Here is a 14,438-nt window from a genome sequence, read left to right on the forward strand (position 1 = left end):
TATTCAAATTACAGGTTAGTTTGTTTATAATTACCAGGTAGAGGGGGTGATATATTGAAGAATAAGTCCAAACTTATTTTGATGGGAATAGTATTCATAATTCTATTTGGATATATTTTTTATCAGAATTATAAAATTAATAATTATAAAGAAAACTTATCAAGAATTACAAGACAGCATATTCAAAAGTTTGCTACTACTGCTGGAAATATAGAAAATGATAAAAACTATTTGCAAGAGTATGCAAGTATTGTTACTGCACAAGAGGCATATATTGCATTAAATGAATATAAAGGTGTTCCTTCAGATGAGTGGCCTACAAGTATTGAATATTTATTTATTCAGATAAAGGAAGTTATGCTTAATAATAAAGAAAAATTAAAAAAAGTATTTAAAGAAGAAAATGGATCTGAATTGATGTTTAGGATATCAAATAACTTTAAAGATAAAGATTCTATTAAGAAAGTAATTGAGTTATTAAATAATTAAGTTTAGCGTTAAGTTTATTATAGATTTATATAATGGGAGAGTTAAAATGATATTTTGTGTGTTACTTATTGGTATTATATGTATAGTACTTTTGGTGAATAATGTGATTTCTATTCTATATAAGATTAGAGATAATAAGAATAATACATCAGCAAATATATTTATTTGTTGTATAGCATTAATATACCTATGGCTTAGTATAATATTTTTATCAAGTATATAATCTACATATGAGATAAGAAAAGAAAGAGTATAATTTTACAAAGGTATAAAATTAGAAATTTAATAAATAATTTTAGGAAGTTAATAGGTGTTGAAGGGAGCTCTGCTAATATGAAAAAGATAAAAAAAGTTTTAATTGTTATATTATTAATTAGTATAGGAATATTAGCATTTTATTTTATTCCCGTGAGAATAACACCAAAGGTTCCATTAACAAGTGAAGATATTAGTATAAAAGTTGAAAGAACTAGCGGAAATACTGGGCCAGTTTTTAAAGTAGATAAAGATAAAAATAGACTAAAGAATATATTAAAAGAAAAGTATCCTGATAAACATATAGAACCATATTATATTGAATTAATAGGGAACTTGCCATACGGAGTAGTAAATGACCCAATATTATTGGGGGACTTTGTAGTGCATGGTAGGATTATTTCTCCAGATGGAGGAGAGGAAAAAAGTACAATAATTGATGTTAAATACACAGATGCAAGAATTTCAAGATTTTTTAGAGATGACTTACAAAATAGTGGAGAATATGCAACACTAACAGTAGTTATTGCATTTATAGTTGCATTAGCATCTGCAATTATGTTAATTATTATATTTATAAATCCTTAAGACTTAATGAAAGTTTATTATAGCAAATTTAAGTTTATAGAGTAGATAAATAAGTATGAAATTAATTTGAGTTTGAAGGGGGAGCTATGAGAAAATGTTTAATTTGATAAAACAGAGAAAATAGAATAGCAAATAAGAATAAGAGGCTTGAATTAATAAGTCTCTTTTCTAATTTTATAAGTAAAACAAAAACTATCAACAGCATCTTTTGATATCATAAAATCTTTTTTATTCTAGCAATTTCAAATTTCTAAATTGTTTTTTTAGAAATTTTATCTGCATAAATGTATATTTAAGTATTGTTTTAAATAGTTAATTAATGTGAGCAGAATATTTTAGGTAGTGGTTTAGAATAATTAATGATGAACCATACCATAAATAAGTGAGGTGATTTTTGTAAGTGAAAAAAATATATAATAAGCAAGAGTGTAGTATCTTTGTTGGAATATTAAAATAACTAACAGTTATTTTTTGTGAAAAAAATATGAAAACACTTCAATTGTTTAAAATAGATAGCTTTGATATTATTTAATTAACAAATTCAAACTTAATGGATGATATAAATAGGGGGCTATTATGAAAATAAATGAAGTAATTAGATATTATAGGAAAAAGGAAAATCTTACTCAAGAGCAAGTCGCTAATTATCTAAATATAAGTGCACCAGCAGTTAATAAATGGGAGAATGGAATATCATATCCAGATATAACTTTACTATCTTCTCTTGCACGCGTATTAAAAATTGATGTTAATACTTTATTGGAATTTAATAAGGAGTTAACAGACACAGAAGTGAAAGAAATTACAAAAGAGATAGGTGAAATAATATCCAAGGAAGGGTTTAAAAAAGGATTTGAAAGAAGCTGTGCTTTAATTAAACAATATCCCAATTGTGATGAGCTAACAATTGGGATATCAACAGTGTTAAGAATATATTTATTAGAACCTAGTATTGAGGATAAATATAAATATGAAACTAAAATTATTGAGTGGCTTGAACTTGTAGCATCAAGCAATAAAGAAAAAATAGCTTCTATGGCTAAACTAGACCTATCGGCAATATATAGAGAGAAAAAAGAATATAAGAAGGCTCAAGAAATATTAGATAAGATTCCAGAGATAGATATAGATAAAAAAATTCAGCAGGCATTATTATTTGAAAGTAGTGGAGAATATGAGAAAGCCTATAGCATTTATGAAAGTAAGTTATGGAAAGATTCTCATGAAGTATTTGGAATTTTATCTTTTATAATAAACCTATTATATAAAGAAAATAAATTTAACGAAGCAGAAGAGTATGTTGAGTTTTGTAAAAAGATTATTGAAGTATTTGAGTTTGGTGAATACTATAAATATCAATTAGACTTATCCTTAGCAAAAGAAAAACGTGATAAAGATAAAACTATAGAAATGATTATAAAAATAGTCAGTGAAGCAAATAGTATGAATAATTCTATGAAGTCAAAATTATATAGACATATGAAGTTTAATGTAAATTCAAGCATTAGTAAAGATAAATACGAGAAAATGGTGAAAGAGGCAATTAAGAAAGATAAGACTCTTGATTTTGTAAAAAATGATTCTAGGATAAAATCTATCTTATTATAAGTCCAAAGTTTATATGATTTTATAAATATAAAAAAAGATAAACGAGAAGTTTGTAAGTGGCGCTAATATACTATGAATTATAGAAACTAATAATAGTCGTTAACAAGTATACTTGGTATGATATGTTATAAATATAAAGTGCACTTGTAAAGGAGGATGATTATAGATAAAAATCAAATTTTAGAAAAGAGTAGAAAAGAAAATTTTCTAGGAGATGAGCGTCAAAAAAATACAGATAGACTAGCTATTGAATGAGGATATATAACTGGAACAATAGGATTTATATTTGTTATGTGTCTTTCCTTTCTTAAATCATATGATACATCTTCTGCAAAAGTAGTTTTAATAAGTATGGTAATAGGTAAATGTTTATACAGCTTTATAAAAAGTGATAGAAAACAATCATCTTTTGAAAAAGTAGCTATGATTTTAGTAATTCTAGAAAGAATTATTATGATTATAGTTTTTGTAGGAGATGCTCTTAGCAATGGAACGTAATCATAACTTAGAACTTAACAACAATTTAAAATCTATAAGAGCTGAAAAAGGTATGACACAGACTGATTTAGCAAATCGTGTTGGAGTTTCTAGGAATACAATAAGTTCTATTGAGACTGAGCAATTCAATCCAACAGCAAAGTTAGCATTAATATTATGTATTGCATTAGATAAAAAGTTTGAAGAAGTTTTTTATTTTGAATAGGAATCAATAAAATTTAGTTTATAGATAATTAAATTATGAAGTGAAAAATAAATGTTATGTTTAAAAATCGCAATGTTCAAATTGAATATGCGGTATTTTTTTGAAGTAATATGTGAAAAGTGGGACGGAAATGATCTTTGAAAATTGAACAGTACGGTATTTACAAAATATGTTATAATGAATTCGTAATGATAATAAAGGGAGAGATAATTATGGCAAAAAAAATTATTTATCCATTACTGATTGGTGCTGGAGTTGGGTTAATAGGATCATTTTTGTATGGAGATTTTACAACACCAATAAAAATAGGTGGTGTTGTTTTATCACTGTGTATATTAATTAGCGGAATGATTTTTAATTATAGAAGTAATCATGAAAATAAATAATAGAATTAAAAATAATATTATTTGTATATTAAACAAAGTATAAATTTCTAATTATCTTTTTATATTTTCTTAAATGCTCGTAAAGCCTTATTCTATGTGCTTTCGAGTATTTTTACTGTAGGAAGATACTTCACGTTTCTTTGCATATTTCCTCATGTCTTAGCTGTCAGAAGTGGTAAATAAGTAGTAAATTCATTTGTACTACTAAGCAACAAGACGCTCCTGTTGCTTCTCTTTATTCAAGCGTTTCATTTCTGCCATTGCAGAATCGAATGTTGCATGTGCGTAATAGTTCAGCGTCATGGCTATATTAGCATGTCCCATAATGTACTGTAATGCCTTTGGATTCATTCCTGCATTTGCATAGTTGGTACAGAATGTATGTCGCAAACTATGTGGAGTGATGTGTGGCAATTTATCCTCGTTATACTTATTGTATTTCTTAACAAGACCTTTCATCATGCCGTTGTAATCACTTGCCACTTTTGGATAGTTCTTTCTATTAAGAAAGAGGAAATCACTATATCCATCAATCTCAACACGCTTATCATTCTTTCGATTCGCTAACACTCGCTTAAATGCTTGATAGGCTTCTTCAACCATAGGAACTTGACGTTCGCCACTTTTGGTCTTTGGTGTTTCAATGTAGTACCCAATTTCAGTATCTCTCAATAGCTGATGGTCTATATTGACAAGACGATTCTCAAAATCTAAATCTGGAAGTGTCAAACCACCAAACTCTGAAATACGAAGACCTGTTTTTAAGAGTATCAGAATTTCATCATAATTTTTGCTGTAGGTTTTATCAGCTTTTGCAAAGGCTAACAGTTTTTCTTCCTGTTCTTCTGTTAGTACGGTCTTAGGGACAGTATCATCATCAAGAACTGCTTTCAGTTGAAAGTCAAATGGATTCTTCCGAACACAATCATCTTGTATAGCAATATAGAATGAAGCCTTTAAAGAACGTTTGTAGTTATTGATGGTTTGATAAGCATAACCATTTTCACTCATTCTAATAGCCCATTCTTTAGCGTCTGATGGCTTAATACTGTCAATACTTCTTACACCTAACTTGTCTTTCTTCAAAATATCCATAAGATATTTGCGTCCAGTTTCAGTGTTTTTTCTAACCTTTGGTCTTTGAGCGTTCTGTTTTGCGTAAAGCTGGCAGAGTGTCATTTTCTTTCCTACAACATCAATACCATCATGAATGTCTTTCTGTAACTCTGCGATTTTCTCTCTAAGTGAGATACAATCACGCTTTCCTGCTGGTACTCGGTCTGTAGCCACAAGTTTCCACGAGTAAACAAATTGCGGTTCTCCAAATGAATCTATATATTTGTATAAGTATCTTCCGTCTTTTCGTTGGCTCTCTCCAGTCTTTAAGATTCGACCTTTATTGTCACGTCTTTTTTCTGACATGGCATTTGCTCCTTTCCTTTATGGAAAGAGCCTTGATACGACTTAATACTATTTTATCATATACAAGACCCTTTGGCGACGCTAGATTGCGTCCAATGTATCTATAATTTTTTCAAATTGTTTTCGTTTAATCTGAATACGATTGCCATTCATAATCAGCCAATTTGCATTTTTATTTTCCTCTGCCAAGCGTCGTAGCTTGTTTTCGCCAATACGAAAATATTTTGACGCTTCTTCAATGGTTAGGGTATAACGTTCCCAAATAGGAATGTCAGTCTGCTTCATAAAATCCTCCTTTCCAAATCACTTATTTGGATTTCATAAAAGTTGTTTTACCAGCAATCGAACAGCTTTAGCAAAGCTCACGGGAGTTCCACCCCTGCATGGTTCTCATGTAGCCATACTCATTGCCTGCGACGGTTTTATCACGCTCGGACTATTGACTGTATGGGAGTATCATTATCACGATAAGAATGTCGTTGCAGGCAATCCTGCTAAAGATTGCTTCTCGGATCACTAACATGAATCGCTCGCTATCTTTATAAGATAGGTCATGGCGGTTAGTTCCGTTGGCTCTTTTCTTATCGAAACGTATTCGATTACTTTTATTCAGTTTTCAAAGAACAATGGCTCGTTAGCCTATCAAAACACATTGAAAGCTCAATATGCTTTGGTGGAATAACAAACCTCCCTGTTCGGGAAGCGTGGAATGGTTTAGCACGCTTCCACGAAAGGAGAGAGGATATTACTTAATTTCAAATGACAAAATCTTTGTAATCAGTCTGGTTTCCATTCTTCCACGTAAGACTTCATCAACGACCATACTTTGATTGCCATATTCATCTTTCATAAGTCGTAGGGAACGCTTCGTTATGTACCCTCTGTAATGATGTAGAATCTGGTTAATCGCTTCGGTATCGCCATCTGTTGCCTTTACAATGAGAGGAAAGGGAATCATAGGATATTGTGTTTTCATTCTTCAAATTCCTCCATAAACTTTTTAATTAAGGCTAGTCCACTGGTTCTATGCCGATAGACAGTAGAACGGTTCAATTTCAACAGGTCTGCAATTTCTGAATCGCTCATGTCCATAAAGTAAAACAGCAGTAGAATTTCACGTTTCTTGTCTGGCAACTCACGTAATGCTTCACTCAACAAATCATTTTCAACGCCTACTGATAACCCATTGAGTGTAAAAATCTGAAAGTCAGTTGAATAGTTATCTGTTGTCGCAAACTGGCTAACAAGATAATCGCCAACATCCGAAAAGGACACCTCACGCTTTGCAATCCTTGAAAGATAAAGCATATAATTCTTTCGCTCGTCTTCCATAGCACGTTTACAGATATAGTCAAACTGATTTTCTATTGTGGTCTGAAAAGAAGATGGTTTCATGTTTCTCACCCCCTTTCTGTCTAGGAAAGGAAGTGAGCCTTGCTCGTTTATCTCCTTTCACTCTTAGTCCCAATGTGAAAGGGGGATTTGTTGCATTACTGATAAATAAACTTTGTAAAAAAGTTCTGAATAGCCAAAAAAGCATATAAACAGATTTATTTCTCTGTTTACATGCTTCTGTTATTCTATCTATATGATTTATAAAACCACATTGGTGGACGTACTTATCTATTGCAGATAGACGACTTTTTTTGACAAGAACCCAATGTAAGGAAATTTATTGTATATGATGTACTTCATGGCGACGTTGACCTCCAACAAACCGCCATTTGGAAGTAATATACAATATTTTAACAGCGTAAATAGCACTACCATATAACGGTTTTTTTTATTGGCGTTTAGTAGTGCTTTTTATTAAATATAAACCTATAAACCATATAACACGTTTTTCTATACCTGTTTTTAATTCAGTAGGAACAATAAAATGTATAGAGGTGGTCTACTATGCGTAAAAAAGAAGATAAATATGATTTTAGAGCCTTTGGTTTAGCCATTAAAGAAGCTCGATTGAAACGAGGTTTAACTCGTGAACAAGTGGGAGCATTGATTGAAATTGACCCACGGTACTTAACTAATATTGAAAATAAAGGGCAACACCCCAGCATACAAGTTCTTTATGACCTTGTATCGTTACTTCATGTTTCCGTTGATGAATTTTTCTTACCTGCTAATAACTTGGTAAAAAGCACCCGACGATTACAGATAGAGAAATACATGGATAGCTTTACAGACAAAGAACTATCCTTAATGGAATCTTTAGCCAGCGGTATCAACGAAGCAAGAAACATCGAAGACTAATTAAAAGAATCCATACATAACGGAAAGAGCCGATAAAATGAGATTGTATTAATCTCATTTTATCGGCTCTGCGTCTTTGCGTCTGGCTCTGTAATCACAGTTACTTTGAACTGCTTTATTTCAATTAAATTTTCTTGTCTGCATTTCGGACAATAGAGGGGGAATTTTTTTAATTCAGTATCTTCCCTTATCTTTAATCGTGTTTTATTTCCACATACAGGACACAATATCCACTTGTAGTTTATAATAACTATCTCCTCCTTTACACTTTAATTCAAATCTTTATTAAAAAATATTTCATCTTATTTAACAAGAAACCATATTTATATAACAACATAAAATACACTAAGTTATTTTATTGAACATATATCGTACTTTATCTATCCGACTATTTGGACGACGGGGCTGGCAAACAGGTTCACCGGTAGTAACATGGTACCCTTTTAACTCTGTTAAACAAACACTACGTCCATTTGTAAAGAAAGTTAAATCACTACGATATTCTTGAATACACCGAGCAGGGATTTCTCCACTAAGAATGACCTCATTATTTTTCAATTGAGTGTCTACGATGTTCGCACAATATTTAGGAGCATCGTTGTATGCTCGTGAAAGATATTCCTGTGGCGCATAAATTTTAAAACTAAGATATGGCTCTAACAATTCTGTTCCAGCTTTTTTTAAGACTTGTTCCAATACAATAGGAGCAAGCATCCGAAAATCTGCTGGGGTACTAACAGGGCTATAGTATAAGCCATACTTAAAACAGATTTTACAGTCCGTCACATTCCAACCATACAATCCTTGTTCACAGCCATAGCGTATCCCCTCCATAACTGCATTTTGAAACGATTGATTTAAGTATCCAAGAGAAACCGAGCTCTCATACTGTACTCCGCTCCCTAATGGAAGCTGTGCTACAGATAGACCAATGGAAGCCCAGAAAGGATTCGGTGGAACTTCGATGTGAATGGTATACTCTGCTTTTTTTAACGGTCTTTCCATATAAATGACTGTAGGCTCTTTTATTTCTATCTCCACATGATACTTTTCTTGCAGCAGAGCACAAGTCACTTCCATTTGTACTTTCCCTAAGAAAGAAAGTATGATTTCATGTGTCGCAGAATCCACATAATATCGCAGAAGCGGGTCACTGTCGGAGATTTCTAAAAGTGCATCAAGTAACATTTCCCTTTGTTGAGGTTTGCTCGGTTCAACAGTCGTTTGCAGCAGAGGGAGGGGATTTTCAATTCTCTCTCTCTGTGGCAATAGCTTTGTATCTCCAAGAACACTATTTAACTTCAAAAACTCATTCTGCAAAATAACAATTTCCCCGGAATAAGCCTTATCGATTTTACATAATTCACCATTTATTGAAGTATACATTTCTGTAATTTTTATTTTTTCCTTTTCCGATATTCTAACCGAATCTCGCAAATGCAGTACGCCACTATAAAGACGTATATATGCAAGACGCTGTCTTTTTTCCGAATACTCAATTTTGAAAACTTTTCCGCAAAGTTCAGACTGACCTCGATGTGTTGATGAATAAAATTTATTCGTAATCACTTCTATAAGGTTATCAATCCCTATATTGTTTTTTGCACTTCCGTGATAAACAGGGAACAGGGAACAATTATGAAATCTTATGCTTTCCTCTTGTTCGAGTTCTAATGCTTCCAATAATTTCCCAGACGTATATTTCTCCAAAAGGTAATCATTTCCTTCTATTACCATATCCCATTGTTCAGATTCGGTAAAGTTCATTACACGCATATTAGGATGCAGTTCTACCTTCTGTTTGATTACAATTTCCGCAGAAAGTTTCTCTTTAATATCCTGATAAACCGTTGATAAATCAATTCCATTTTGGTCAATCTTATTGATAAAAAAGATTGTGGGAATACCTATTTTCCTAAGTGCATGAAACAATATACGAGTTTGTGCTTGTACGCCATCTTTTGCAGAAATCAGTAGAATTGCCCCATCTAATACTGATAATGAACGATATACTTCTGCTAAAAAATCCATATGTCCTGGCGTGTCTATGATGTTCACCTTAGTATTTTTCCACTGAAAAGAGGTTATCGCCGTCTGAATTGTAATTCCTCTCTGACGTTCTAAAAGCGTATTATCCGTTTTCGTTGTACCTCTGTCCACGCTTCCTAATTCTGTAATCGCTCCACTGTTATATAATAAGCTTTCTGTTAAGGTAGTTTTTCCCGCATCAACATGAGCTAAAACTCCAATATTAATAATTTTCATGTGATTTTCCTCCATTCAAAAGCCCAAAAGGGCATAAAAATCCCAGTGATAAATACTCTTATCACTGGGATTTTTATGCATAACCATAGGCATACAAAGCATACAGATATTCTCCGGATACTTTAGAATCACATGATAAAGGTATTCTTAAACTGGGTACAAAAAACTAAGCCCTCCTAAAAAAGGACATCCAATTATTTGTTCCCACTATCAAATTGACAGTTTATTTAAGAATACCTTGCCGCATATTTATTAACTCCTTTTAAATAGATACTTAAATAATAGCACGTAAGAGCATATTTGTAAAGGAATCTCCAATTTTTTATCAAAGAGAGTACGTGATTACAAAATAGCTGTAATAATGTACCAATATTTGTTATTCTATAATCTTCCAATTACTCCCGTTCTTTTCAAGTACCAAATCAAATTGAGATACCTGCGTTGCTTTGGTCTGCTGGTCGATATACTCCACTGTCAGCGATACCGTGACTTGATTATCCTTACGATTGTGAATAGGATTTACCAGTTCTTGAAAGATGTACTCTTTTCCGATTGGTTTTAATATCCCGTCATTCACATAGTAGGAAAGTTCACTGGCTGTCGCTGTAGGATAGAGCTTGAAGAACGTCGTTAAAAACTCATTGATTTCATTGGTTGTAATGGAATCAACCGTCCCCTCACTTTCAATGGCTTTTGGTTTATAACTTGATTTCTTAGGTATGTTGGTAATGGTCGGATTCTTAACCAGTACCATATTTCCAGAACCATCTACATAGACACTCACTATATAAGCAGAGTGGACGGTCTTTGTATTTTCTCCCTCTGTAATGAGCTGGTCTACACTGTAGGTTACATTAAACTCATTGTCGCCAGTTGGCTCTACCGTCCATATCTGAAATCCTCTTACAGAAGACGATACAGGAATATCTTTGCGTACTGTATCAACATTGAGAGCTTGAAGTTCATCTGTCAGATAGCCTTTTAGACTTTCCATTCGATTATCAATGGACTTATCGGATTGCTCCCATGAATAGTAGACTTTCGCAAAGTTCTCTACAAAATTTTCTACATGATGAGTATCAACGTATTCCTTTTCTATGATAGTTGTTTCGTGAATAGTATGAGTATCTATAGCTGTAAAGTGCTTGAATATCGCAAAGCTGAAACTAAGCCCTAAAAGTACCCACAAGGCAATCACAACCTTTTTATGAGGATTGACCTTATAGACACGAGGTTTCTTTTCCTTTGGTATCTGTTTTTCTTTATTCTGATTTTTTCTAAATTTCATCATTAAATCTTCCTTTCTCATTGTTTGATTCGTCCTGCTCCCACTAAATGCTGTTGCCAGTAGGGGCTTGTTAAGTCGGCATAACCGATTGGGTCGCCTGCATGAAACATACGGTTATTGCCAAGGTATATCCCAACATGAGTAATATAAGAGCCAGCGTTATAGGTAGAATGAAAGAAAACCAAATCGCCAGCTTGTGCTTCCGATAGTGGGATATGCTGGGTCACATCATATTGCTGTTGTGCGGTTCGTGGTAAGTTAATTCCAGCTTTTCCATACGTCCATTGTGTCAGTCCGCTACAATCAAAAGAAGTAGTCGGGGAAGCTCCACCGTAAACGTATCGCCAGCCCTCATATTTCAGTGCTTCGTCCATGATGGCTTGTACCGTATCATCATCAAACTCTGTTGTGACAAGATACTGCGTTACCAGTTGCACATAAAACATATTGCCATAGTTGTATCGCCAGCCCCCATTGATAGGTATGGCTATGGGATTGGGGTAAGACACTTTTTCGCCACCTGAATACTCTTTTGAGAAACTTTGAGCCAGTTCAAAGGTATATTTATTTCCACGATTAGCCACATACCCTAAGAAACCACCACCATAATTGTAGGACTGGATAACCGATTCTAAATCTACACTGAGCCTTTCGCTACTGGCTAATAATTCACTGAAATACTTCACACCTTGCTTAATGGATTCTTCTGTACTCAATGAATTAGGTGGAAGACCGAGGGATTCCGAGGACTGCATAACATCTTCCGCAGTACCGCCCGATTCCACCTGTATAATCGCAAGAAGTATGTTGACATATTCTTCAACGCCATATTCTTTGGCATATTTTTCTACCATAGGCTTATGAGCCAGCACTTCTGCGGAAACATTCACACCTCCATAATGAATATTGGAAATTCCGCTGTCCTGTTCATCTGAAAATAAAATGGCAACAAACAGAAGCAGTGAGAAGACCATCAAGAATAATCCAGAACCACCAATCACTAAAGTTTTCAACTTCATGGTTTCTTACCGACTTTCTTAATGGTGGCGGTTTTGATTGGTGGTCTACTTCTTGTATTTTGTAGTGGTACTCTTTGAACAGTAGACGGACGTTCTTTTGTGATTGGACGTTGTGAAGTTCTATCTGCTGTAGTGGTTGAAGTTGCTGGCTTTTGAACGGTTTTTTCTTGAACGGTATTGCCTTGGCGTTCCACTTTTGGACTTGAAAAATCGGACTTAACTGCTGGACGCTCTTGTTTGGCTTGTTGAGATTCCTTATATGAAGTCTGAATATTAGACTGTTTTGAGGTCTGTTCATCATGATATTGTTCTTGTCTTGTAGTCGGTCTTTCATGAACAGAAGAAGCAGGCTGTTTTTTCTGTTTGACCTGTTCCATTTCAGAGCGACGCTTCGCAATGGTTTTTCGCCTTTGTTCCTGCTGTTCCTTGCGTCCACTGGCTCTGTCCGCTTTGGTTTGAGAAATACTACTGGTTAAATCACGGACATTCTCTTTTACTTTGGATTTTCCTTGATATACTGCATATCTTGCATTGGTCGGCAAATCTTTAACCTGTTCTTTCAAACCACTAGCAGTGTCTACCATTCTGTCTTTGGTATCAGCTACTGTACCGATGGTTTGACCGATACGTTTTCCAAGTGTTGATTTTTCCTTTCCGTCTGGTCGGGAGTGATCTGCTTGTGTCCTTGCAGAACTCCCCGAACCCGACTGTCCTTTTTTACCTGTAACAATGGCAGACCCAGCCCCTAGAGTAGTCATGGAACGTCCAAGTTTCCGCTGTAGACGGTGCATGTGAGCGTGCATAAGCATACGAGGTTTTCTCATCACACGACTTCCCACACTTTGAGAATCGTTACTCTGTAGAGAAAACATACTCATTAAATCGCCCAGCTTGAAGTAGATTCCTGCAAAGGTCACAATCTGTAGAAAAGCAATCAAAAAGAACGGATAACCAGCCGATAAGGTATAGAGCATGGTTGAAATACTAAATGCTGTCGTAATAATCAATGTGATTCCAGCTCGTGTCAAAATGGTATTAAAGAGCTTTGTTATGGCTCGTTTTGACATACCATCAAATGATGGAATCATGCTTAAAATAAAGCTCACAGGCAGAAACATAGCATAGATGATAAAAAGTACCTGCGAGAAAATCATGATTCCTGTTAATAGGAATACAAATATGGAAATCCCAATATTGAAGACAAATAGGAAGAAGACTGTACCTAAACGGTTAATGGTCTTTGTAATGGTTAGATTGGTATTGCTTCTGTCTTCAATTTCTTCCGCAACAATTTTTTCTCTGTCTTCGCCATTGTTGGAATCTGGGCTGGTGGAGAGCAGGCTTTCCACACGGTCAATACCGATACTTTCAATGTCTGAACTGTTGTATTGAAGCAGTAGCCACGGTTGCTGAACCTGTATGGAAAACAGGCTATCTCTGATTAAGTCCACGCTGTCCTTGCCTTGACTATCGGAATGGGGCATGACAATCTTCGTGCCAAGTGATAAACTGGCATTACTGATGTCTGATGAAAAGTCATTGATTTTTTTAATGTAGTCGGGAGCGTAGGCAATAAAGGAAGCCGATAGGATAAACACCAGCACAAAATTCATAATGGCATGAATTGCCTTTGTGGTTTCTCTCTTTATCAGTCCCGTATAGGCAACATAAACCCCAAGAACCAAAATCAAGAGTAAGAGGAATCCAACATAGAAACCCTCTGTTGAAAATCCGTTTGCACTCACACCAGCTAAGGTCTGCATATTCTTACCAATGGAATCTGCTGTAGCGGAAATGAAGTCTAAGGAATAGGCTTCCTGTACTAAGTAACCTGTCGCATTGGAAACATACAAACTGATTGTCCAAATAAAATTGGTAATGGCATATAGTCCATACATGACCTGTTTTCCAATCCCGTCCGACCAGTTCCACGGAAGCCAGCCCCAGCTATTATCCACATAAAAATCCAGTTGATAGTTTTCAAGTGGGTATCGGCTGTATTCATTTGCCACATTGACCGTATCATCTACCAAGCCCGCAGCTTGAACCACCGTTCCCAGCATGGCTAAAAGAAAAATGGCAATCACAAGTGTGAAAGCCACTGTCATTGCCACTTTACCTAGACGTTTCAGCGTCCAGTTTGATTTTATTCTGTTTACTAT

Annotated in this window: 16 protein-coding genes and 1 pseudogene; 7 read left to right on the top strand and 10 right to left on the bottom strand. The window is 34.4% G+C overall.

Features of this window, described 5'->3' with window-relative positions; translation table 11 throughout:
• The first annotated feature begins 54 nt into the window (after positions 1–54).
• The 6 genes from DR024_RS09990 (at position 55) to DR024_RS17730 (ending at position 4,029) form a co-directional block, all read left to right on the top strand.
• Positions 55–489, top strand: a complete 435-nt coding sequence (locus tag DR024_RS09990; RefSeq protein WP_027098078.1) for a hypothetical protein — start codon at positions 55–57, stop codon at positions 487–489.
• A 333-nt stretch (positions 490–822) separates the two neighbouring features.
• A complete protein-coding gene (locus DR024_RS09995; RefSeq protein WP_027098077.1) occupies positions 823–1,332 on the top strand; it encodes a hypothetical protein in 510 nt (169 codons plus the stop codon).
• A 576-nt stretch (positions 1,333–1,908) separates the two neighbouring features.
• Positions 1,909–2,940 (top strand): helix-turn-helix domain-containing protein, encoded by a 1,032-nt coding sequence (locus tag DR024_RS10000; protein ID WP_027098076.1) that lies wholly within the window; start codon positions 1,909–1,911, stop codon positions 2,938–2,940.
• Positions 2,941–3,231: 291 nt separating this feature from the next.
• Positions 3,232–3,438 (top strand): hypothetical protein, encoded by a 207-nt coding sequence (locus tag DR024_RS10005; RefSeq protein WP_027098075.1) that lies wholly within the window; start codon positions 3,232–3,234, stop codon positions 3,436–3,438.
• Positions 3,428–3,643 (top strand): helix-turn-helix transcriptional regulator, encoded by a 216-nt coding sequence (locus tag DR024_RS10010; RefSeq protein WP_027098074.1) that lies wholly within the window; start codon positions 3,428–3,430, stop codon positions 3,641–3,643. The genes DR024_RS10005 and DR024_RS10010 overlap by 11 nt, the downstream gene beginning before the upstream one ends.
• 212 nt (positions 3,644–3,855) lie before the next feature.
• Positions 3,856–4,029: a hypothetical protein gene (locus DR024_RS17730; RefSeq protein WP_155849294.1), complete on the top strand. Its 174-nt coding sequence runs from the start codon at positions 3,856–3,858 to the stop codon at positions 4,027–4,029.
• 204 nt (positions 4,030–4,233) lie between these two features.
• Here the strand turns inward: DR024_RS17730 and DR024_RS10015 are convergent, their stop codons facing one another.
• From DR024_RS10015 to DR024_RS10035, 4 genes are all read right to left on the bottom strand, one after another.
• The gene (locus DR024_RS10015; protein ID WP_001291561.1) at positions 4,234–5,451 is read right to left on the bottom strand and encodes a tyrosine-type recombinase/integrase; all 1,218 of its coding nucleotides are present in this window, start codon (positions 5,449–5,451) and stop codon (positions 4,234–4,236) included.
• Between the two features lie 81 nt (positions 5,452–5,532).
• On the bottom strand, positions 5,533–5,736 hold the full coding sequence (locus DR024_RS10020) for an excisionase (protein ID WP_000814511.1): 204 nt from the start codon (positions 5,734–5,736) through the stop codon (positions 5,533–5,535).
• A gap of 460 nt (positions 5,737–6,196) precedes the next feature.
• Positions 6,197–6,427, bottom strand: a complete 231-nt coding sequence (locus DR024_RS10030) for a helix-turn-helix domain-containing protein (protein WP_000857133.1) — start codon at positions 6,425–6,427, stop codon at positions 6,197–6,199.
• Complete coding sequence (locus tag DR024_RS10035; protein WP_000804885.1) at positions 6,424–6,846, bottom strand: sigma-70 family RNA polymerase sigma factor; 423 nt, start codon at positions 6,844–6,846, stop codon at positions 6,424–6,426. Before DR024_RS10035 ends, DR024_RS10030 begins: the two co-directional genes overlap by 4 nt.
• A 504-nt stretch (positions 6,847–7,350) precedes the next feature.
• On the opposite strand from DR024_RS10035, the gene DR024_RS10045 reads away from it, so the two are divergent.
• On the top strand, positions 7,351–7,704 hold the full coding sequence (locus DR024_RS10045; RefSeq protein ID WP_001227347.1) for a helix-turn-helix transcriptional regulator: 354 nt from the start codon (positions 7,351–7,353) through the stop codon (positions 7,702–7,704).
• Between the two features lie 59 nt (positions 7,705–7,763).
• Here the strand turns inward: DR024_RS10045 and DR024_RS10050 are convergent, their stop codons facing one another.
• The 6 genes and pseudogenes from DR024_RS10050 to DR024_RS10075 all read right to left on the bottom strand — a co-directional run bounded on the left by DR024_RS10050 (position 7,764) and on the right by DR024_RS10075 (position 14,438).
• Positions 7,764–7,952 carry a cysteine-rich KTR domain-containing protein gene (locus DR024_RS10050; protein ID WP_012962334.1) on the bottom strand — a complete coding sequence of 63 codons (189 nt, stop codon included), beginning with the start codon at positions 7,950–7,952 and terminating at the stop codon, positions 7,764–7,766.
• Positions 7,953–8,049: 97 nt separating this feature from the next.
• On the bottom strand, positions 8,050–9,969 hold the full coding sequence (gene tet(M), locus DR024_RS10055) for a tetracycline resistance ribosomal protection protein Tet(M) (protein WP_058948175.1): 1,920 nt from the start codon (positions 9,967–9,969) through the stop codon (positions 8,050–8,052).
• 15 nt (positions 9,970–9,984) lie between these two features.
• Positions 9,985–10,032: pseudogene (locus DR024_RS18305) on the bottom strand (hypothetical protein); the annotation flags it as partial.
• Positions 10,033–10,345: 313 nt separating this feature from the next.
• Positions 10,346–11,278, bottom strand: a complete 933-nt coding sequence (locus DR024_RS10065; protein WP_001224318.1) for a conjugal transfer protein — start codon at positions 11,276–11,278, stop codon at positions 10,346–10,348.
• Positions 11,275–12,276 (bottom strand): bifunctional lytic transglycosylase/C40 family peptidase, encoded by a 1,002-nt coding sequence (locus tag DR024_RS10070; RefSeq protein WP_000769868.1) that lies wholly within the window; start codon positions 12,274–12,276, stop codon positions 11,275–11,277. Before DR024_RS10070 ends, DR024_RS10065 begins: the two co-directional genes overlap by 4 nt.
• A complete protein-coding gene (locus tag DR024_RS10075) occupies positions 12,273–14,438 on the bottom strand; it encodes a CD3337/EF1877 family mobilome membrane protein (protein WP_430516984.1) in 2,166 nt (721 codons plus the stop codon). Before DR024_RS10075 ends, DR024_RS10070 begins: the two co-directional genes overlap by 4 nt.

Origin of the sequence: Clostridium paraputrificum, assembly GCF_900447045.1 — a bacterium.
Taxonomy (GTDB): domain Bacteria; phylum Bacillota; class Clostridia; order Clostridiales; family Clostridiaceae; genus Clostridium; species Clostridium paraputrificum.